The sequence below is a fragment of the Methanolacinia paynteri genome, from assembly GCF_000784355.1.
In the GTDB taxonomy this organism is placed as follows: Archaea; Halobacteriota; Methanomicrobia; order Methanomicrobiales; family Methanomicrobiaceae; genus Methanolacinia; species Methanolacinia paynteri.
In genome coordinates, this window is record NZ_KN360928.1 from 405,320 (window position 1) to 426,776 (window position 21,457).

15 protein-coding genes are annotated in these 21,457 nt (G+C 45.6%); 9 read left to right on the forward strand and 6 right to left on the reverse strand.

The window, feature by feature from the left end:
* The first annotated feature begins 8 nt into the window (after positions 1-8).
* A complete protein-coding gene (locus tag METPAY_RS05335; RefSeq protein ID WP_048149812.1) occupies positions 9-479 on the forward strand; it encodes a hypothetical protein in 471 nt (156 codons plus the stop codon).
* Positions 480-486: 7 nt separating this feature from the next.
* Here METPAY_RS05335 and METPAY_RS05340 read toward each other — a convergent pair whose 3' ends face one another.
* Positions 487-1,668, reverse strand: a complete 1,182-nt coding sequence (locus tag METPAY_RS05340; RefSeq protein ID WP_048149817.1) for a CPBP family intramembrane glutamic endopeptidase — start codon at positions 1,666-1,668, stop codon at positions 487-489.
* Positions 1,669-1,884: 216 nt separating this feature from the next.
* Between METPAY_RS05340 and METPAY_RS05345 the strand changes: the two genes are divergently transcribed.
* From METPAY_RS05345 to METPAY_RS05365, 5 genes are all read left to right on the forward strand, one after another.
* Positions 1,885-2,979 (forward strand): hypothetical protein, encoded by a 1,095-nt coding sequence (locus METPAY_RS05345; protein ID WP_052418685.1) that lies wholly within the window; start codon positions 1,885-1,887, stop codon positions 2,977-2,979.
* A gap of 122 nt (positions 2,980-3,101) precedes the next feature.
* Positions 3,102-3,974, forward strand: coding sequence for a methanogenesis marker 12 protein (locus METPAY_RS05350; protein WP_048149820.1), 873 nt, complete (start codon positions 3,102-3,104; stop codon positions 3,972-3,974).
* 150 nt (positions 3,975-4,124) lie between these two features.
* On the forward strand, positions 4,125-5,876 hold the full coding sequence (locus METPAY_RS05355; protein ID WP_048150048.1) for a methyl-accepting chemotaxis protein: 1,752 nt from the start codon (positions 4,125-4,127) through the stop codon (positions 5,874-5,876).
* An 84-nt stretch (positions 5,877-5,960) separates the two neighbouring features.
* Positions 5,961-6,668 carry a hypothetical protein gene (locus tag METPAY_RS05360; RefSeq protein WP_048149822.1) on the forward strand — a complete coding sequence of 236 codons (708 nt, stop codon included), beginning with the start codon at positions 5,961-5,963 and terminating at the stop codon, positions 6,666-6,668.
* A 3-nt stretch (positions 6,669-6,671) separates the two neighbouring features.
* Complete coding sequence (locus METPAY_RS05365; protein ID WP_048149828.1) at positions 6,672-7,832, forward strand: TIR domain-containing protein; 1,161 nt, start codon at positions 6,672-6,674, stop codon at positions 7,830-7,832.
* Positions 7,833-7,853: 21 nt separating this feature from the next.
* Here the strand turns inward: METPAY_RS05365 and METPAY_RS14145 are convergent, their stop codons facing one another.
* From METPAY_RS14145 to METPAY_RS05385, 4 genes are all read right to left on the reverse strand, one after another.
* Positions 7,854-9,587, reverse strand: a complete 1,734-nt coding sequence (locus tag METPAY_RS14145) for a sensor histidine kinase (RefSeq protein ID WP_052418686.1) — start codon at positions 9,585-9,587, stop codon at positions 7,854-7,856.
* A 71-nt stretch (positions 9,588-9,658) separates the two neighbouring features.
* Positions 9,659-11,545: a HAMP domain-containing sensor histidine kinase gene (locus tag METPAY_RS14150; protein WP_052418687.1), complete on the reverse strand. Its 1,887-nt coding sequence runs from the start codon at positions 11,543-11,545 to the stop codon at positions 9,659-9,661.
* Positions 11,546-11,725: 180 nt separating this feature from the next.
* Positions 11,726-13,381: a thermosome subunit alpha gene (gene thsA, locus METPAY_RS05380; RefSeq protein ID WP_048149831.1), complete on the reverse strand. Its 1,656-nt coding sequence runs from the start codon at positions 13,379-13,381 to the stop codon at positions 11,726-11,728.
* Between the two features lie 55 nt (positions 13,382-13,436).
* Positions 13,437-14,357 carry a transcriptional regulator gene (locus METPAY_RS05385; protein WP_013328040.1) on the reverse strand — a complete coding sequence of 307 codons (921 nt, stop codon included), beginning with the start codon at positions 14,355-14,357 and terminating at the stop codon, positions 13,437-13,439.
* A gap of 124 nt (positions 14,358-14,481) precedes the next feature.
* On the opposite strand from METPAY_RS05385, the gene METPAY_RS05390 reads away from it, so the two are divergent.
* Together METPAY_RS05390 and METPAY_RS05395 are read left to right on the forward strand one after the other, a co-directional pair.
* Positions 14,482-15,699 (forward strand): tRNA(Ile)(2)-agmatinylcytidine synthase, encoded by a 1,218-nt coding sequence (locus tag METPAY_RS05390; protein WP_048150054.1) that lies wholly within the window; start codon positions 14,482-14,484, stop codon positions 15,697-15,699.
* A gap of 32 nt (positions 15,700-15,731) precedes the next feature.
* Positions 15,732-16,850 (forward strand): glycosyltransferase, encoded by a 1,119-nt coding sequence (locus METPAY_RS05395; RefSeq protein ID WP_048149833.1) that lies wholly within the window; start codon positions 15,732-15,734, stop codon positions 16,848-16,850.
* Here METPAY_RS05395 and asnB read toward each other — a convergent pair.
* A complete protein-coding gene (asnB, locus tag METPAY_RS05400; protein WP_048149835.1) occupies positions 16,847-18,664 on the reverse strand; it encodes an asparagine synthase (glutamine-hydrolyzing) in 1,818 nt (605 codons plus the stop codon). The two genes, METPAY_RS05395 and asnB, sit on opposite strands and share 4 nt — an antisense overlap.
* Before the next feature lie 139 nt (positions 18,665-18,803).
* On the opposite strand from asnB, the gene METPAY_RS05405 reads away from it, so the two are divergent.
* Positions 18,804-21,389 carry an oligosaccharyl transferase, archaeosortase A system-associated gene (locus METPAY_RS05405; protein WP_048149839.1) on the forward strand — a complete coding sequence of 862 codons (2,586 nt, stop codon included), beginning with the start codon at positions 18,804-18,806 and terminating at the stop codon, positions 21,387-21,389.
* Positions 21,390-21,457 lie beyond the last annotated feature (68 nt).

Sequence of the window (21,457 nt, forward strand, 5' to 3'; positions counted from 1 at the left end):
AAGATCTTATGTCATTAAAACCGTTAATCGAAAAAAAATACCTGATCAACGGTCCTCACAGCGAGGCCAAAATGGAGATCGTGGATAAGAACATCCAGGAAATTATCTCGGGCGGAACGAATAAATTCACGTATGACTCCGTCGTGCTGAAGCCTTATGCAAAGGCATATCTTGGAATTACTCTCAGTCCGGAGACGAGGCTCTCGGAAGATGAGACGACATATGAAGAAGAATGGCGGGATATCGGGCAAAATTCCCTGAAGAAGTTGTATCCCGATGAGTTCCTGGAAAAACCCGATACAATCTATCTCCTGTATAAGGACGAGTCTTCGGAGGTTGTGCGTTCATATGAAAAAATATTCCTTGATGAGTTCTCGGGCTTCATCGACGCCGACGAAGCGGAAGTGGATGCAGAAAAGAAGGATCTGGGCATGAATTCATATTATCTCTACCTGTTCCTGCAGTATTATATGAAATAATCATTTTTTAGATTACATTAAATCCCAGGAGAAGCCCCAGGAAGAGCACGAAGTCGTATGTGGTATGTGTTATTGCACTGACGGTCGTGCTGTAGCGCTGCCTGATTATACCGAAGACCAGTCCGGCGATGAACACCGATACGATCCCGTCCCAGTTGTACTGGAATGCATGAAGGGAGGCGAAGAGCATAGCCGGGAGTATTATTCCGAATCTCGGCTGAAGAACGCCTCTTACCGAGATCTCCTCGCCGAACCCCGCACAGACTGAAGCGATTACTATACCCGGGAGAGTCATGTACGGGACGAGGAACGCTTCGAAAGCGTTGGAATCAGTGAGAGGCCAGCCGGCTGCATTCCAGATTACTGCGATTATGGCATCGACCGCATAAAAGACCACGATCAAGGCAAGTGCTGCACCGATTGCGATCAGCACTTCTTTTGCGGCGGGTTTTGAAAGGCCGAGCCTTTGCAGCGTCTCCTTAAAATTCCTCTTCGTAAAAAGGCCTACGATTGCAAAGGAGGCCAGGATTGTCCAGAAGAGAGTATAGATGTCGACCGCAACAGTCCCTTCGAGGAATGCCGCGTCATTTTTTATTATCTCCATGAAGGCCGGGGACAGGTATGGCGGGACTCCCGCAACCGTAACAGGAATCAGGGGGATTATCGTTACTGCAAAGATCGCCACCAGTGCAATGATATGCACCCGGCAGAAGGGATCGAAGTCGAGTCTTGAGGCAAGCTTTACACGGACTGTTTTTAAAAGCGGGATAAGGGAGAAGATTGCCGCTCCTGCGCAGCCCAGGAAGAGGAGAGCGATCTTCCCGAGAATCCCTGTATCTGCTATGGCGTCAAAGGCTCCGGGATCGAATTCTTCGGAGAAGACAATGTCTGCCGGCAGTATCGAGATCAGGCCGAAGAAGAACGATATGAAGGCGGTTGCCAGTATTATTCCGAGAAGGATCGCATATGCCGGATATTTCAGCATATCCATGCGTTTGTTCATCGAAAGATAGGCGGCAATCGCGAGTATCACGAACGGAGCAAGGGTTGCCGAAGCCCCGAGGAATTCACCGGCCGGAGAGCCGTCTCCCGCAAAAAAACCAAACACAGGGGCCAGTGTGAATACGAGCAACAGTACCAGGATTCCTGTAAATCTTTTGGATTCCGGTGGAGTGGATAGAATATTCACTTATTATAATGTCTGTTCTCTTCAGCGATAAATTGATTCGGCTATGGTTTGTGCCGTTTTTCAGTTTAGGTTTATGCTGCATTTAAAAAAATAAAATAGTCCTGCTTTACAGTAGGGAATAATCAAACTTGATGTGGTAATTCTTTTCATTATTAAAATTAAATCCCAATTATGCGTGAAATATTTCTTCTTCAGGATGATAACACACTTTTAGAGATGAAGGAGGAGTTATATGATTCAGAAGACCTTCTTCAGTCACTTCTTGAGGATTATCCAAAACTTCTTGCAGGTTCCCAGATTAATCCGGATTCACCCAGAAAATGGATACTCATAAAACGTGAAATGGGCATCCCGGATAAAGAGAAAGGGAGTGAAAGATGGGCAGTAGATCATCTCTTCCTTGATCAGGAGGCAGTCCCTACGCTGGTTGAGGTAAAGCGTAGCACTGATACAAGAACAAGACGGGAAGTTGTTGCCCAGATGCTTGATTATGCGGCGAACTCTGTTCAATATTGGGAGATAGAGGATATCATTGAATCTTATCATGAAGACTGCCTGAAAAAGAATATCGACCCGGACGAACGTTTATTGAACATATTAGGAACAAGCATGAGGCAGGATGATTTCTGGGACCTTGTCAATGCGAATTTGAAGCAGGGAAAGATAAGGATGCTGTTCGTGGCTGATATCATTCCCCCGGAACTTCAGAAAATAGTTGAATTCTTAAATGAACAGATGAATCCGGCAGAAGTGCTTGCTATAGAGGTGAAACAATACACCGGGCAGAATCTAAAGACACTTGTATCTCGTGTTGTTGGTCAGACTATGAAGGCGGTGGAAATCAAGGCCTCCAGAACTGGGGGGTTGATACAATGGAATAAGGAACTGCTTCTTGAACAGGTTCGTGACTTAAGGGGTGAAGAGATTGCAGAAGTAGTTGACCATTTGATATCATGGTGCGAGGATAATGGATATTATCTTAGTTATGGCAGAGGTTCAACAGAGGGTTCGGTACATTTAGGTTATGAATCGGATTCTGGCATGAGATATAAGTTTTTTATGATAAACAGGGGATTAAATTATGTCTGGTTCGAACATATTATGAATTATCCTCCTTTTGATAATGTTGAGAAACGGCAGGAACTTTTTGATCGTCTGAAAAGTATCAAGGGAATGAATTTTAAAAATGACCGACTGGACACATATCTGTCTTCTGAGTTAAATTGTCTTATAGATTATAATAGATTTAAACAGTTTTGTGATGTTTATGATTGGATTATTAAAGAAATCAGAGAAAATTCTCAGATATAAATCATAGATTGTTTAATAGCATCTGAGAATTTTGATAAATAATGTCTCCCTTGGGGAAGGGGAATATAAACCGTTTTTTGCTATGGATGCCAAATATCTCATGACAAGAGGCATCTTTGGTTATGTATATAGGAATAGATCACGGGACGACGGCGATCCGGTTTGCCTGTGAAACCGGGCATTTCAAAATATCCCGCGAGGATGCAAGGGAATTCAAATTCAGCGACCTGGAAAGGCTCTGCCCTGTCGATGAGATTGACGGAATATCAGTCTGCTATTCGATGGGCGACGGAATATCGGCTATAACTTCCATCGGAAAGGTCGAGAACAGGGGTGTTGTCTCCAGGGAAGGAGCAGGCGAACACATCGGCGGCGGAACGAGGGTATACGACGAGGTCGCCGGATCAGGCGTTCCTGCGGTTGTAATTCCCGGAATACACAGGGGATCGCCCACCGACCCCAGGTTCAAGGCGTATTCGCACCAGACCAGCCCTGAAAAGATCGGCATCGCGTACCAGGTCTTCCTCGATCACGGCGGGGATTTCGTTGTCGCGGACGTGAGCTCGAATACCGTAACGATGCTTGTTTCGGGCGGAAAGATAGTCGGAGCATTCGATGCCTGCATCTTTTCCCCGGGAACGAAACATGGTGCGCTCGACGTTGATGCGATAAGAAAGATCGACACCGGCGAATGGTCGGCAAACGAGGCGTTCCTCCATGCCGGTGTAGGGGAATCGCTTCCTGCAGACGTGAGAAAGAGTGCCCTTGCGATGTTTACGGCGATGGAATGCGCCTCGATGAAACTTTTAAACAGGAACGCAAAAGTCGCACTCGCAGGCTCGATGGCCCCGGCAATTGCTGCTGAGGTCGAGGCACTCCTGCAGGAGAAGGTCTTTGTCTACGACGAGTGGTGTGCATCGATCGGCCTCTGGAAGATTGCAAAAGAGGTATTCGAGAGGAAAAAAGGAGTCCTGGGACTGGAACTGGATCTCTGACCTTTTTTAATATATAATTTAAATAGAGTCTATATTCTATTTACATCATCTATTTACCGGATTCTGGGAATTTCTTTTTTGTACGATCTTTCCGGGGGGCGAATTGCAGTTTACCGGCATCCCCCGGCGTAGTTACGGGATATGGGTATAATGGTCAGTGAATCTTTCAATAATCAGGAATATACGCTCCAGCTGCTGTATGAAAATCCTCTTCCGATGGTTATTTTTGATACGGGCGGCAGAATAGTCGATTTTAACAGGGCCTTCATTGATTTCTCCGGCTATGGCAATGACCGCCTCAGGGGAATGCATGTATCCGAATTCAGGACCGTAAACCATGGAGGAGAAGGATTTTCCGCCTGCCTTGAAAAGAGAAGCGGGGTCCGCTCTTTTGAAGATATGGAACTTCCTTCAGGGCTTAAATATGCCGATGTCAGGTTCACCCCTGTGAAGGACGGTAAAGGGGATATAGAGTATATCTTTGGCGTCTATATTGACAAATCGAAGATTATCTCCCGCAACAAGTACATGTCGAAGTTTATCTCAAAGACTGTATCCAATCTATCTCTGCTTGCGGAAGGGAATACCGGCTTCGACCTGGAGATCCCGCCTGCCGGCGATCAGACTGAAGAACTCAGGAAAAATTTCCTGAATATAAACGATCAGCTGAAACTCGCCAAAGAGGCGATAGATTCCATGGTCGACGAATCTGCCCGGCTTTCTGAGGCCGGCATAAACGGAAATCTCTCCTACAGGGCTGATGCGTCGAAGTTCAGGGGCGGGTTTGCCACTGTGATAGGCGGCTTCAACGAGACTCTCGATGCCGTCGTATTCCCTGTTCGCGAGACGGTCAGGATCGCAAACGCCTTTGCAAAAAGAGACTTCTCCAGGCGTTTCAGCGAGCAGATCATCGTCGGCGGAGATTTTGCCGGCCTCAAGGCCGCACTGAACGAGACCGGAACCGAGATCGGCGAATCACTGTCTGAAATCCGGGAGTCGGTCCGCGTTCTTGAGGAGTATGTCCGCGGAACTTCGGAGAACGTGAACGATGTTGCCGGAGCAACCGAAAAGGTCGCGATTAAAAACCGTGAGTCTGCAGAAAATTCCGAAAAACAGCTTGAAGCCGTTGAAAGGGTGGGGCGCGAGATCGAGGATCTTTCGGCCTCGGTGGAGGAGATCGCTTCCAATGCTGCGGAGGTTAGGGATGTGGCGCAGAGGGTAATCGCCACCGGGGATCAGGCGAAAAATCTGGGCAGCGAGGCCGATGCGAGGATGAATGCGGTCGAGAGGCTTTCGCAGGAATGTGTCGAGAACATCGGGCGGCTGAACACCAGAATGCTCGAGATTAACGACATAGTCAAGCTGATATCCGATATTTCAAGCCAGACGAACATGCTCGCGCTGAATGCGGCGATTGAGGCCGCACGTGCCGGCGAGCACGGCAGGGGATTTGCGGTTGTCGCACAGGAGGTCAAGAACCTGGCGGGCGAATCCAAGACTGCAGCAGCAAGGATTTCCCGTCTTATCGATGAGATAAAGAGCGAAAGCGACGTTACGACAAGATCGATGGAGACCTCCTACAATGAGATCTCGGGGGCGATTGCGAGTGTCGAGAAGACGATTGAGTCCTTGAACGGCATAGTAAACCTCGCGAACGAGGCCTCTGTAGGTGTAATCGAGATCGCGAAGGCATCGGAGATGCAGTCGAACGCTACCGCATCGGTCATGGGCTCGATGGAGCAGACTACCGGAATGAACAGGGAGAACATGGAGAGGATCATCCAGGTCGCCTCCCTCAGCGAGGACGTTTCCGCATCAATTGAAGAGATCGGGATGGGAACCGCCGAACTCTCTGATATGGCGAAGAACCTAAGGAATATTCTCGAGGAGTATCGTTTTTAGTGGTTACCTAAAATTTTTAATCTTCTAAAAGGAGTAATGAATTTATAATCACACGCCAGATTAATCAGATAGGGGCGTTTCCCTGTGGAAGATTCACAAAGAGCACAAAATAAAAAATCAAATTTTGATAATTTCATTTCAGATATCAGAGATTACGTATTTCTTTTTTCAATATTAATTGGATTAAGCACAGCACTGTTTGTATTTTTTGACAAAATCAATATTGGTGAAAAACAGTTAAATCAGGCTCTATTTTTTATTTTCTTTTTAATTCTAATTATTTGGTTTCATATTGCAGTTAAAGCACTTGATTATTTTAAAGAGATAAGTGATAGTAAAAAGAGATCTTTTTCAGAAATAATTTTTTCATTAGAAGTTATTTTATTTACTTTTCTTTTAATGGCTCCTATTTTTTCAATATTTTCTGTAATCTTTCAAAAAGCCCCAGACTCATTTTTAGTGTCTTCACTCGTGGTAGTATTTTTATTTATGATTTTTGGGACAGGAATGATTTCTGAATGGATGGAAGTAAAATATAATACTATCAAATCAAGTTTATTTTGGATATTGGGCTGTATTCTCTTTATTATTGGTATGGTGGTGGCATTATCCTTTTGTTTAGTATATAATTCAGATATTTTCAATTATCTAATCTTTATTATATCACCTTTATTCGGAATTTGGATGCTCTTCTTTATAAATTCAATATTTTTATTGGTAATTAACATAAACAACCGATATATTCACGTTCATCCTTTTATTTGGTTGAGGAATAAAATTCAAAAACGGTGATTTATGACTGAAATCAAGAATTTTGAATGCGATTTTGCGATTTCTTATGCAGGGGAAGACCTTGATATAGCTGAAGGAATTAAGAAAGCTATAACAGAAAAAAATAATGATTTCACCATCTTTTTTGCACCAGACGAACGTTATAATCTAATAGGCAAAGATGGAGAAACATTTTTTGAAAAAATATTTAAAAATTCTAAACAAGTTATTCTTCTCCTTTCAGAAAGTTATAAAAAAAAGGATTGGACCAGATTTGAATTGGATGAGATTCTTAAAAGAAATGAGGAAAATAGGTTTATTCCAGTTAAAATTGATGAAGTAAATATTCTCGGTTTATCTTCAAATATAATATATATTCCATTTTCAGAAAATTATATTGAAATCGCTGAAATTGCAATAAAAAAATTACTTAAATTTGAGATGGATAATGGGTTCTACAGGGAGACAGAATACCAAAAAGCGGTGAGTACTCTTAAGAATTCAAAAGGCTCTTTAGATAAAGCATATCAATTAATGGTTGATAATCGGGAAAGAGAAACTCCCCTTAAAGATATAGAATACCCTAAAGGAGATTTTAGGGAATCATATTCCATTTATAAAATTGAAGATATCTCATTCTCTAAGATTCCTAGAATTCAATTGAGAATTAATTTGCCTCCTGATTTAAGCAAAGAAGCTGTAATTTATAATCTAAAACATTGTAATGCAACAATATTTAACGAGAAAAAACCAGAAGCAATTGTAATTTTTGCATATTCTGATGAAGCCTCTAATTTTCCGGGATTTGATGATAAATTTAATGTTGGAAAGTCTGAATTTGCTCTTTATGGTGATTGGGGAAGGGCAGAAGAAGGATTTGTCTATAATATGCCTGTTGAGAAATTTGATTATAATATTCAATTTGAAGAGAGTTATTTTGATAAGAAACTGAAAATTTCAGCTGGTTCGGACATTGCGCGAGACTTGGCATATGAAATGTTTGAAAGTAAAATTATTGATGAAATCTGTGAATCTCCTGATATTAAAACTAGGGGCTTGTCTGAAAAATTAAAAATAAAACCAGATGAAATTAGGAAAATGTTAAAAAAATTACAAAAAAGAAAAATGATAAAAAAAGTTGGTTCCAAAAATATCTGGCATTGGGAAATAATTCATAAAAGATAATATTAGATCTCAACTATAAACTTATTCCCCCGGAATATCAAAGGAATACCACGTTCCCCTTTCCGTGTTCAAGGTCATCGTTCCTTTCAACTGGTCCCTGATAAGCCTCTTTACAATAGTCAGCCCGAGCGACCCCTTCCTCTGTTTTTCATAATCCTCCGGAAGGCCGATCCCGTCGTCCCATACATCCAGAAGAATCCTGCCGCCCTTCAGCCTGAACCTGATACCTATTGTTCCGCTCTCCCTCCCGGCAAAGGCGTATTTGACTGAGTTGGAGAGTATCTCATTGATGACAAGGCTTAACGGTATAACGAGATCTATCGGGAGCCTGTGGTTTTCGATATCCAGCTCAAGGTTTACCCTGCAGCCTTCGTAATCGCAGAGGGACTGGATGATATTGAAGGCGAGGGACGTAAAGTGCTCTTTTGAGTCGACCGACGAGATGTCGTCCGCCCTATAGAGCGATTCGTGCACTGAGGCTATTGCCCTGATCCTGTTTTCGCACATTAAAAGGGCCTCTTTTGCAGCCGTATCACTGACACTTCCGAGCTGGAGCTGGATGATGCCGGATATGATCTGGAGATTGTTCTTGACCCTGTGGTGCAGTTCATGGAGCAGGACGGTCTTTTCATCGAGTGCTCCTACAATCTTTTCGACCATGTTGGAGATGCTCTCTTCAAGCTGCGAGAACTCCCTGACGCCGGAAGAACGGATCTCGTGGTCGTAATCGCCTCCTGCGATGGCATCGACGTCTTCGACAATATCCCGTATCGGTTTTGTAAACGTCTTCGTAAGGACGATCAGAAGTGTGAAGAAGAGCGCAACAAAGATCGCATAGATCCCGAGCTGAAACAATACGACGGAGTTGATCTCGTCATTGAGCATTTCTTCATCGTAGATGAACGCTATTGCAAGGCTCATATCCGCACCGCTCTCCGGCCTGGAAAGGTCGACATACCTGATTACGGTGACTGTACCTGCCTCGTCATCCCTGATGACATAATCGGATTTCTTCCGGATCACCTCTTCCTTTACCAGGGCTTTCATCTCCGGGTCGGTCTCACTGCTGTCCCCGATCAGGTTTCCGAGGACCTCGTAGAGGTCGATCGATTCAAGATAAGGGTTTAAAGGCCTCAGTTGATCTACAGTATTTCCGTACCTGAGCAGGAACCTTGCATCCTCCTTTGTTATTGCGTAAGACAGTTCGAGGATGTATTTGTGGTCAGGCGTCGGGTAATATGCATATTTCCGGATGTTTTCAATGTCCCTGACCCCTTTTGAGATCCTGTCGCCGACAAACGAATCCCCGTTTCTGGTTTGATCCAGGAATTCGGTGAAACTGCCGTAATGTGAGAAATCAAGCCCCTGATCGATCTCGTTTGTCGTATATGCAATGACATTGTTCCCGTCAATTATGTAGAGATCGTATCTTTCGCCGAGTTCTTCCTTCAGGGATTCGAGATCCATATCTTCCGGGTTGCCGCCGGATTCGTTGTAGGCCTCGAGAAATATTGCAAATGATCTCTTCATCTCTTCATCAAGGCCCATATCGTATATTTTTAAGCCCTGGTCGACTGTTTTAACGGCATTAATTATGTTTTCTTCAGTATTTTCCTGTAAAAATACGTATTTTTCCTTATAATCGTTGGAGACATCGATTACGCTCAGGTAAAATAATCCGGATATGAGAGGGACTGTAATAATTATAATGAAGATCAGCAGGCGGTAATAAAATGAAAAATCTCTCCTTGCCATTCATTCCCCGTCGAATATAATCAGAAAGGGCAATTTTAATATATATTCTTATTGTTCGTTTCAGATTTTGCTTATGCTTTCCTGAGGGTTACACAGATCATAAGCCCTTCTTCGGGATGCCCTTCGACTGCGTCGAGTGCCCTGACACTTCCCCCGTATCTTTCGGTTACAAGTGTCTTTACAATGAAAAGCCCGACTCCGCTGCCGTTTGCCGTTCTTCCCGAAAGGTTCTTCGTATACCTGTTGAAGCACTCCTCCTTCCTGTCGTCTGGAATTCCCGGCCCGTTGTCTGCAATGCAGATCCTTACGTCATCGTCCGACTCCGTGACAGAGATCCGAACTTCGCAATCGGATCCTGCATGCCTTATGCTGTTTCCGAGGATGTTTGTAAACACCTCCTCGAGCAGTTTGTCGGCCATAACCTTCAGGCCGGTGCCTTCGTAGGCCACTTTTAGCGGGAAGAGGGAGATGGCGTGCCTGATTATATTATCGAGATTCACCGGCGAAAGGCTGGCATCCTTTTCACCGTTCTTCATTGCCCTCATCAGCGAAATATTCCTGATTATATCGGTATTCTGGTGAATTGCGCTGATCATCATCTTCACTATGCTCCTGTCCTCTTCATTTGAGAGATCCAGCATTATCTCGGCATAACCGAGTGCTGCCATATTGGAGTTGTTTATGTCGTGTGTAATGATGTCGAGGTAGAAGTTTGCCTCATTGCTCTTTTCAAGCGCCTCTTTCGTCCTTGAGGCGACAATAGTCTCGAGCTCGTCATTCTGCCTCTTTATGAGCTCTTCGGACTCCCTGACTTTGCTTATGGTCTTCTTAAGACGCTCCACCATGTTGGAGATGCTTGCCTCAAGGTCAGCAAACTCCTTCCCTCCCCTGCCTGTGCGAATCTGGTGGTCGAGGTCGCCCGATGCGATTTTGTCAACGTCATCGACAAGATATTTTAACGGCCTCGATATGGCGATGCAGAATATGCTCAGTATCAGGATAAGCAGGATACTCAGTCCTGCTATATTCAGGAGGTTTGAATACCAGGCCGACGTTATGTTGTCTTCAAGCAGGCTTTCATCATACGTGAATGCGATTGCTAGGCTGGTATCGGACCCGATCCCGTCTTCGTAGAGATTAACCAGCCTGTAATCCGTAAATGTCCCGTTTGCAGATTCTTCGAGAGTAACGCTCTTTTTTTCTCCGATAACATCGTTTATTATGAATTTTCTAAGTTCTTTATCCGGTTCGTCGGGCTCCCCGATTGTGTATCCGAATATATCGTATAGTTTTACGGATGTGAGATAGGGGTTCATCCCTTTAAGCTCTTCGATTGTCCTGCTGTATTGCAGGAGTTTCCTGGGGCTGTCCTCATCGATATCATAGGAAAGCTCAAGTACGTATCTATGGTCCGGAGTGGGATAGTAGGCATATTTTCTTATGGTTTTCTCCTCGCGTATTCCCTTAACCACCCTGTCCCCGACATAGGAATAACCCTCGCGGATATTATCCAGAAATCCTGAAAAGTCTTCAAGGTATGAGAAATTGAGGCCGAGATCCGTAGCCATTGTGGTATAAGTTATTGTATGGTTTTCATCTATGACATACAGGTTGTAGTCTTCACCGAGCCCTTCTCTTATCGCTTCGAGATCTACCTGCGAAAGATCTCCTTCCGATTCGTCATAGGCACTGAGGAAGGGTTCGAAACCTTTCTTCATCTGATCGTCGAGCCCTTCGTCATAGACCGTCAGGCCCTTGTCGACCACCATCAGTGTCTCGATTATACTCTGTTCGGTGTTGTTTTTAAGGAGATCAAAATTGGAGTTGTATTCTTCGGATACGGATTTATAGCTGTCATATGCCAGGCCCAGTGATATAGGGATGACTATCAATATGCATATTATCAATAGAAGCTGTAAAAAAGACAACTTTTCAGAAAATTTGTTTTTGATACTCATTAGTGCCCGACCAATATGTATTACAATTCTTCTTTCCGGGTCAGTATAATAATTGCGTTTTTTATTTGATTCTCAGGAAGGCAAAAAAAGTCGATCGGGGCTATTTGGAGGTTAATTTTTTGGTTGCGGTAAATGTTTGGAGAAAAAAGATGAATATTTAGTTGAATTTTATCGCGCTTTTTACATCATGGGGGGCATGCCGCCCATTCCACCCATACCGCCCATGCCTTCCATGTCCTCGGGGCTTGGTCCGCCGCCGCCCATCTTGGATGCAGCGATGACATCATCGATCCTGAGGATCATGACTGCTGCTTCTGCGGCCGATGCAATTGCCTGGGTCTTTACACGCATGGGTTCGACTACGCCTGCCTTGAGCATATCGACTGCCTTTGCCTCGAATACATTGAGACCGGCTGTCTTCTTACCGTTCTCGTGCTCTGAGCGGAGTTCGACGAGCATGTCGATCGGGTCGAGACCTGCGTTCTCTGCGAGTGTCCTCGGGATGATCTCGAGCGCGTTTGCGAATGCCTCGATTGCAAGCTGTGAACGGCCTTCCTGTGATGCCGCGAATTCACGGAGCCTGAGTGAGAGTTCTACCTCGGGTGATCCGCCGCCTGCAACGAACTTCTTGTCCTCTACTGCAACGCCGACTACACGGAGTGCATCCTCGAGCGCACGGTCCAGCTCGTCTACAACGTGTTCCGTTCCGCCGCGGACGATAAGCGTGCATGCCTTCGGGTTGTCGCACTTTGTAACGAAGATCATCTCTTCGCCGCCGACCTTCTTCTCCTCGACAAGTCCTGCCTTGCCGAGTTCTGCTGCATCGATTGCATCGATCGATGAGATTACCGTTGCGCCTGTTGCGCGTGAGAGCTTTGTAAGGTCCGACTTCTTGACACGGCGCACTGCAAGGACACCTGCCTTTGCAAGGTAGTGCTGTGCGATGTCGTCGATTCCCTTCTGGCAGACGAGAACGTTTGCGCCTGATTTGATGATCTTCTCGACGATCGTCCTGATCATCTTCTCTTCCTCGTCGAGGAACATCTGAAGCTGGTCGGGTGATGTGATCGAGATCTCTGCGTCGACTTCCGTCTTCTTGAACTCTACCGGTGCGTTAAGCAGAAGGATCTTTGCTTTCTCGACCTTCTTCGGCATGCCGGGGTGGACACGCTCCTTGTCGATTACGACTCCCTCGATAATCTCCGAGTCCTCGATTGTGCCGCCGACCTTCTTCTCGACCTTTACGAAGTCGGTGTCGACGGTTCCGTCCTCATCGGCGATCATCGTGATTGCCTTGACGACGAGCTCGGTGAGCTTGTCCTTTGCGGCCTCTGCTCCCTTGCCTGTCATTGCTGTGTCTGCAATCTTTGTAAGCATCTTCTTGTCGGTTGGCTTGACATCGATCGCGAGTTCCTTGATGAGTTCCTGTGCCTTGTCTGCTGCGAGCCTGTACCCGTGTGCGATGACCGTGGGGTGAACGTCCTGGTCGAGAAGCTCCTCTGCTCTCTTGAGCAGTTCGCCTGCGACAACGACCGCAGTTGTAGTTCCGTCTCCGACCTCGTCGTCCTGGGTCTTTGCGACCTCGACCATCATCTTTGCGGCCGGGTGCTCGATGTCCATCTCTTTGAGGATGGTCACACCGTCGTTTGTGATTACCACGTCACCGATGGTGTCGACGAGCATTTTGTCCATGCCCTTTGGTCCGAGTGTTGTTCTTACTGCACTTGCAACAGCTTTAGCAGCTGCGATGTTCCCGCTCTGGGCGTCGCGGCCGCGTGTACGCTGGCTGCCTTCCTTAAGGATAAAGATAGGCTGTCCTCCAAGATTTGCTGCCATATTAGTAACTCCTATGTTATGTCTTAAAAATGTGGTTAGTAGTTCTATATAAAAATTATTGATCTTCGATCAGCTCGATGAACTCGGACCCCTGAGTGAGATCTGAGAGCATGTCTTCGCCGATAATAAGTGTTTTCCCGATGCGTTTTTTCTTCTTGTAGTCCGTCAGGACACATACCGCCCGCGATTCGGTTATCTCGGATATATTGCCGATTAGCCCGGCGTGCCTGATCGTCTTCTGGGCGGTGCCGTACCCGGTGAGTATGGTCTTCTTCTCGTAGACCGCGAGCGCGTCGAAGGGAGCCCTGCACATGGTGTGCGTCTCAATCCCGATTCTCCTGAAATCCGGTGGGAAATTGTCTTCGTGCTCCTTTTGCTCCGACTTTTTCGCCAGATCGGAGGATTTTTTCAGTATGTCTATGGCTTCGACGATAGCTGCGTCGAAAAGCTCTTCGAGGCGGATCGCGATATCGAGTGTCGTGCTCATCCCGCTCTCGTACTTGGATATGGTTCTTCTCGATACGCCGAGCGAGGAGGCAAGGTCCCCGAGCGAAAGATTCCGGCTTTCGCGCAGATCCCTTAATTTTCCGCCGTTGATATTGACGTAAAGCCCGCCGGGCTGTGCGAATACGAGCGGAGGCACTTCGTCGACAAGGAAATCATAGAGAGTCTTCGAGTTCGTAGCGACGATCCCGTGCCGGATGTACACCGCACCTCTCTCGAGCTCAGAGTCCCTGGCCCGCTCCCCTACGATAATCGGCGTCGCATCAAGGTGATGGGCGATGAGCGCAAGATCGTGTGCACTCTCCTCGCCCACGCTGTCTATGTGGGGAACGACCTTTATGACAAGCAGCTTTGCATCCTTTCGCGCGATAATGTCGAAGCTCCTGGGCCTTATTCCGCACCTCTCCGATACGTTGTAGCCCGCCATTATCAGCACGCTGATTACCGTCTGCACGAGTCTTTCCTGGGACATGATACCTTCAGTTTAGAATTAATCTTCTTATGTTTAAGTGATCTATATTAAATTTGTACCTTTTCCATTTATAGAAAAAGAACTTTGGATGGTGACATGGCCGGGTGAATCCGGCAGGTTTTCGATGCTTATTGGAATAGACGATACCGACTCTCCGGCTGGAATGTGCACTACATATCTCGGTGCGGTCTTTGCAGGGAAACTTCGTGAAGAAGGCTATTCGGTAGATTCCATGACCCTTGCAAGGCTCAACCCCAATGCACGCTACAAGACGAGGGGCAATGCGGCGGTATGCATCGAAACCGACGCAGGCGAGAAGGGCTTCGAGCTTGCCTGCAGCCTCGTGGACGAACTTGCGGATCTCTCCTGCGAAAGAACAAATCCCGGTGTCGCTATGGCCGAATCGCCTCTCCCGTCATGGTTCTACAAAAAAGCGGTAACGAATTTTCTCACGATAGAAGAGGCCGTCGAATTCCTATATGAGAATGGTGCCGTATACCGGGGATGGAAGAACGGGAGGGGTCTCATAGGTGCAGCTGCGGCACTCTCAGCTTCTTTCGATGACTCTACATACGAACTGCTTGCATACAGGCACCACGAAGAGAAAGGAGAGAGAATCGTCGATCGCGGGAGCATCTTCCTTGCCGAGGAGAAGACGTATCCGCATACCTGGGATTCGGTCGACTTCGGGAAAGATGTCGTCGTCTGCGTCCCTCATACGCCCGATCCTGTTCTCTACGGAATCAGAGGTGAGTCCCCGGAATGGGTGAAGAAGGCGGTGTCATATATTAAATCCGAAGAGCCGTTCATCACCGCGCTTTACAGGACAAACCAGGGAACGGATGCACACCTGCTGGACGCACGGATCGCGGACATAAAGGAAGATCGATCATACAGGATCAGGGGAACAGTGTCCTCCTTTCCTTCAACCGGTGAAGGAGGGCATGTATCGTTCTTATTATCCGATGAACCGGGAATATCTGTCCGCTGTATGGCCTACGAGCCTACAAAGGGTTTCAGGGATGTCGTCCGCAAACTCATTCCCGGAGACGTTGCCACTGTCTGCGGGAGTTTTAAGAGCGGAAGCATCAACCTCGAAAAGATCGAGATAATATCCCTTGCGGAGAAGACGGTTGCGAAACCTCCCGTCTGCTCCTGTGGAAAGAGAATGACGAGCGCCGGTACCGGCAAAGGCTACAAGTGCAGGAGATGCGGTGAGAAGTCCGGCGAACCGGAGATCATACGGATTGAAAGGGAGCTTTCGCCCGGATGGTACGAGGTTCCGCCGGTTGCACGGAGGCACCTTTCAAAACCGCTGGTTAGAAACAGGGCTAAAAATTGAAATATTATCATAAGAAAAATTAGGTAAGGATTATGTTTATTTTTATAATAGCAATAATATTATTGTTAATCTCAGGATTTCCTTATCTATACTATCTTATCGGAATAAAATTCGGGAAAAAAACATCTCCTGTAAAAGTCTTAAATGAAGATCAATATCCGCCTGTAAGTGTGATCATATCTGCCTATAACGAGGAAAAGATCATCGCGGAAAGGCTTGAGAATCTTATCGAAGGGGGCTACCCCAGGGAAAAATTCGAGCTTATATTCATTGACGACAACTCTTCCGACAATACGAAAAAGCTTGCCGAATCCAAGCTGGCGAATTTAGGGATTGATTACAGGATATTTTCAAACGACTCCAGGAAAGGAACGAACAGATCATATAACTTTGCTCTTGGAATAGCCGAAAACAATATCGTGGTTACAACCGATGCCAACAAATTTTTTGAGAAGGATGCACTCAGGGTCCTTATCTCGCGGCTTTTATCAGATGACCGGATTGCAGCGGTATGTGCCGAAACGAAACCATTTGCTGAATCTGCAAAAGAGAGAACCGGGGGAATGGAGAGTGTGTACAGGAGTTTCTACGGCCGGATGTGCGACTGGGAGAGTGCGAACGATTCCACGTATAACTTCAACGGGTCTCTTGTTGCGTTTAAAAAGGATATTATCGGTTCTATAAAGGAGAACAAAGGAGCCGATGATGCGAATACGGCATTTGAAGCGATAAGAAAGGGTTATCGTGCTGTATATGTCATGGACGCGGTAATCTACGAAAAAATCCCTCCCAATATCCACAAGCAGTATAAACAGAAGGTTCGGAGAGCAAAGAGGCTCATAGAGGCTACATTGTCAAATCTCGACCTCCTGAGAGAGAAGAGGATCTTTTCCCGGAGATTTTACCCGGTGAGGATAATGATGTATGTTACGTCGCCGTTTCTGTTCCTGCTTGGCCTCGTCCTGTTTTTCATATCGTTGTTTATGTTTAACGCAATAGCCGGTGCACTTCTTCTGGTCTTGCTGCTGCTGTTTGTTTATGCAAAAAAGTCTTCTTTCATCTCTTCATTCATCATAAACCAGATATACCTGTTCCTGGGTCTGCTTAATCTCAAAAAGGACATGAGAACCTGGGAGAGTACATCCGTTTAAACCGTTTTTTCAGGGAAGAAGATCCTGAGCCAGAGTTCGGTGCATACAATCCTCCAGATCTCGGATGAATACTGCTTTTTCCCTGCAATAAAATCGTTGTAATCGTCGGCAACCTTTTTGGAGTCCCAGTATTTTCTCGATGAAAAAGAATCCGATCCGAGAACTTCGAGGATATGATCCTTAAGGCTTCCCTGCATCCAGACCTCCTCAGGAGTGGAGAAGCCTTTCTTGTCCATCCTGCACCTGATCGATTCTGGAACAAGACCTTTGATCGATTTACGGAAGATGAATTTTGTAACCCCTTTTCTGATCTTTTTATCCGCAGGAAGGCTGTTTGCAAAATTCACGACCCTGTAGTCAAGAAACGGGACTCTTGCTTCCACTGAGAATGCCATCGATACCCTGTCTTCCCAGTGCAGCAGGTAAGGAAGGTTCGTACTTGTTAAATCGGTCATCAGCGACTCGTTCAGGTTTCCCTGGTAACGAACCAGCGGCTCCTCAGATCCCTTTATGAGGTCCCGCCTCTGTTTGCGGACAAAATACTGCCTGACCGCATAAAAAAGGAAACCCGAGTGACGCCTCAGGACACCAAGGGTTTCCGAAGAGGCTGTTAAGAGATGCTTCCCGTGTATCAGGCTTGAGATATGGCAGTATAAATATGCTAGATAGCCGGCGAATATCTCATCTGCGCCCTGTCCGTCAAGAACAACCTTCACCTGCTTTGAGAGATCCCTCATAACGCAGTACTGGGAGTAAAGAGTAAGCTGCATGAACGGTTCGTCGTTGGAATAGATGAGGTGCCCGATATCATCCCACAAATCATCGGGATTGGGTCTGGTGTAATATGAGTCAACTTTTAGAAAATCAGTGACTATTTTGACGTACTCGCTCTCGTCAAATTTTTTTTCCTCAAAGACTGCAGAAAATGTTTTTTGTTTTGGCTCCCCGGAATCATTTTCTTTAAGGGACCTGTTGATCAGGGCAGTGATCGTGGACGAGTCCAGACCGCCGCTGAGACATGTGCCTGTCGGGACATCGCTTCGAAGATGGATCCTAACCGAATCCTTCAGGAGGTCGAGTAGTTTTTGAGAGTCTTCTCCGTCTGTTTTGTGATCAGAGACTATTTCATTACTCTTTTCCGGGAACCAGTACCTGGTGGTTTCAGGCTGGAATCCCCTTTTAATCTGCATATAATGGCCTGCAGGAAGCTGGAACACCCCTTCAAACATGGTTTCGTTTGTATGATCCGATAGACCCCATTTCAGGAAATTTATAAGCTGTTTCTCGTTTGGTTCTGTGCCTACACCCGGGTGACAACGCAAAGCCTTTATTTCGGATGCGAATACAAAGTTGTCGTCCTTTATCGAATAATAAAACGGCTTTATCCCGAATCTGTCGCGTGCACAGAAGAGTTCTTTTTTTTCTTTGTCCCATATGGCAAAAGCCCACATTCCATTGAACTTTGAAAGGCAGTCGGGGCCCCATTCCTCGTAGCTGTGAATGATGACCTCGCTATCTGTTTCTGATCTGAAGATGTGTCCCAGATCGGTTAATTCTTCTTTTATATCAGGATAATTGTAGATTTCTCCATTGAATATCAGCCAGAGGGAATCATCCTCGTTTGTCATTGGCTGCCTGCCTTCTTTTGACAGGTCGATAATGGAAAGACGGCGGTGGGCAAGGCCGATCTCGTTTTCAATGAAATTGCCGGAATCGTCAGGACCCCTATGCGTAAGAACTTCCGACATTGATCTCAGGCAGTTTTCATCGATCGGTTTTCCCGAAATATTGAAAAGTCCTGCAATTCCGCACATTGTTATGTATATTTTTATTCTTCTGCTAATTATTGTATTGGAGATTATGTCTTCTGAACTTTGTTATACTAAATGTTACCTTCCTTCAGACAATAATATAATAGCCTTTGCTTGAGATAATTCTTAGGCAGGAGATAATATGGACTTCCAGTCTTCTTTGAATAAACGAAATCTGATAATATTAATTTTAATTATCATTTTTGCCTATTTCGCGTTCTGGATGAGAATGATTCCTGCGGATGGGCTGGTATCGTCTGCGGGGGTGGATCTCCTCGGAAACGACCCTTGGTACAATCTCCGCGAGATTGAACTGATGGTAAACAATTCCCTCCAGTATCCATGGTTTGACCCTATGACCTACTACCCTTACGGTACTGACAACTTCTGGGGGCCGCTGTTTCCAATGATTGCCTCGGTTATGTGCATTCTTGCAGGTGCATCTACAAGACCCGAGATAATGTACGTATCCTCCTTCCTTCCGCCTCTTATGGCGGCTGCGATGGTTCCTGTCACTTATTTCGTTGCCGAGAGGGTTTATAACTGGAAAGCAGGAATTGTTGCGGCTTTTATGGTATCGATTATAGGAGGGCAATATTTCTATAGGTCTCTCTTCGCATTTGTTGATCATCACATTGCAGAGGTTTTATTCAGCACTCTGTTCTGCCTGGCCTATATTGGATATCTGGTTTATGTGAATAAACATCCGGTAGATTTCAGGGATAAGGAATCATTTAAGATCCCAGCTCTCATAGCAGTCGGTTCTGGAATCGCCTATACTCTTGGTCTTTACGTCATGCCGACAATGGCGCTCTTCGCCCTGCTTGTTGCAATATTCACAGGACTGATGTTCATAATAAACAGTTACAGGAATGTATCCTCCGAGTATATCGTACTCGTTAATGTGATCACATTCATTGTTGCAATCGCCGGATTATTCCTCGTAGGAATACATGGTTCCGGTACCTCAATGGCAAGGTATTCCATGGGACATGTTTATGCTTATCTTGCTCTGATCTGCGCAACAATTATTCTTTATGCCATTAGAAGAATTTTAAAAGAGAAAAGCTGGCATTATTATCTTATCTCTGTTATTGCGTTTGGAATTGTGGCATTTGCATTAATAATGATCGCAATGCCTGAGTTCTATAATATCTTTATTTCCGGTCTGTTGGGATTCTTTGGTTATTCAGCACTTTCTACTACAATAGAAGAAGCCCAAAACTGGAGTCTTGGCAGTGCATGGGATTCGTTTGATGTCGGAATAATCCTGATGATCCTGGGCCTTTGTGCTTCGGTACTCCAGTATATAAAAGAGAAGAAGGATACTTTCATCTTCATACTCGTATGGTCGCTTCTGATAATATATTCAACGACAATTCAGCTTCGCTATGAGTACTATCTCGGTGTAAATATTGCTGTCCTGACCGGAATTCTCACAGCGTGCACTCTTAGCTACGGATGGCCTGAGATTGAAAAAATTCTCTCTAAATTTAAAGCTGAGCCTGAATCTCCTCTGGAAGAAGAGAGCAAACAGAAGGGCAAAGGTAAGAAACAGTCCAAGACACTCCCCAAAAAACAGCATATTAATTCAGGGAAGCTCGTTCCGCTTGCTGTTGTGGTGATTCTCATTGCTGCAGGAGCCTATGTGATGATACCTGTCGATATCAATACATCAGAATATATGAAGTCTTACGGCGGAATGACAGACGACTGGAGAGAGGCTCTTGAGTGGTTTGGAGATAACTCTCCTGATACAGGAATTGACTATTATACAGTCTACAACAGGAATGATTACACCAATCCGTATGAATCCTATGGTGTCATGTCGTGGTGGGATTACGGCCACTGGATAACCTTCATCTCGGAAAGACCGCCGAATGCCAACCCGTTCCAGGAGGGTGTAGCAGGTTCCAACGGTGCTGCTGCATATTTCATCCAGCAGTCCGAGGAAGAATCTAATGCGATACTCGACAATCTCAACACCCGGTACGTTATTACGGATGCAGAGATGGATTCAGGTGACGGAAAATTCTGGGCGATGACAACATGGTATGATCCCGAGGTTCAATCGGCACCATATCTTGAGCATTTCCTCAATATAAACGATGATAATTCATATAGTGTTGTTACGTTCTATACGCCGGATTATTATAATACGATGATTTCACGGCTGCATAACTTTGACGGCTCTATGGTCGATCCTTCTCAGGTGGTATATATCGAGTACGTTGACGGAGCTTCATATGGTTCCCCGTATCCAATTCTGACTGCAGCTACAATGCTTGGTGTTGATGAAGCAGAAGCCAAGGTTGAAGAGTTCAATTCCGCAAACACAGGTACTGGTAAGGAAGCGGCAATATTAAGTTGGAATATGCTTATTCCTGACGGAAAGGTGCCTGCACTTCAGCACTACCGCCTTATCCATGAATCCCCGACAAACATTTTTGGGGCAGACAACCAGGATCTTAAGTATGTCAAGGTATTCGAATATGTCCCGGGAGCTGTAATATACGGTGAAGGAACGATTAAAGTCGATCTTGAGACAGGCACAGGCAGGCAGTTTTCGTATATGCAGGAGAGTGTCGACGGTCAGTTTATAGTTCCGTATTCGACCACCAGCGCAAACGGAGACGTGGTGCCTCTTGGCGATTACACGATAGTCGAGACAGGTGAGACCTTCAGCGTATCCGAAGATGCCGTGATAAACGGTCTCACAATCAACTAAAATCTTTTTTTTTTCGAATTTCTAATTTTAGATCCGGGTGTTTCAATAAAGGTCGATATTCTTAAGCC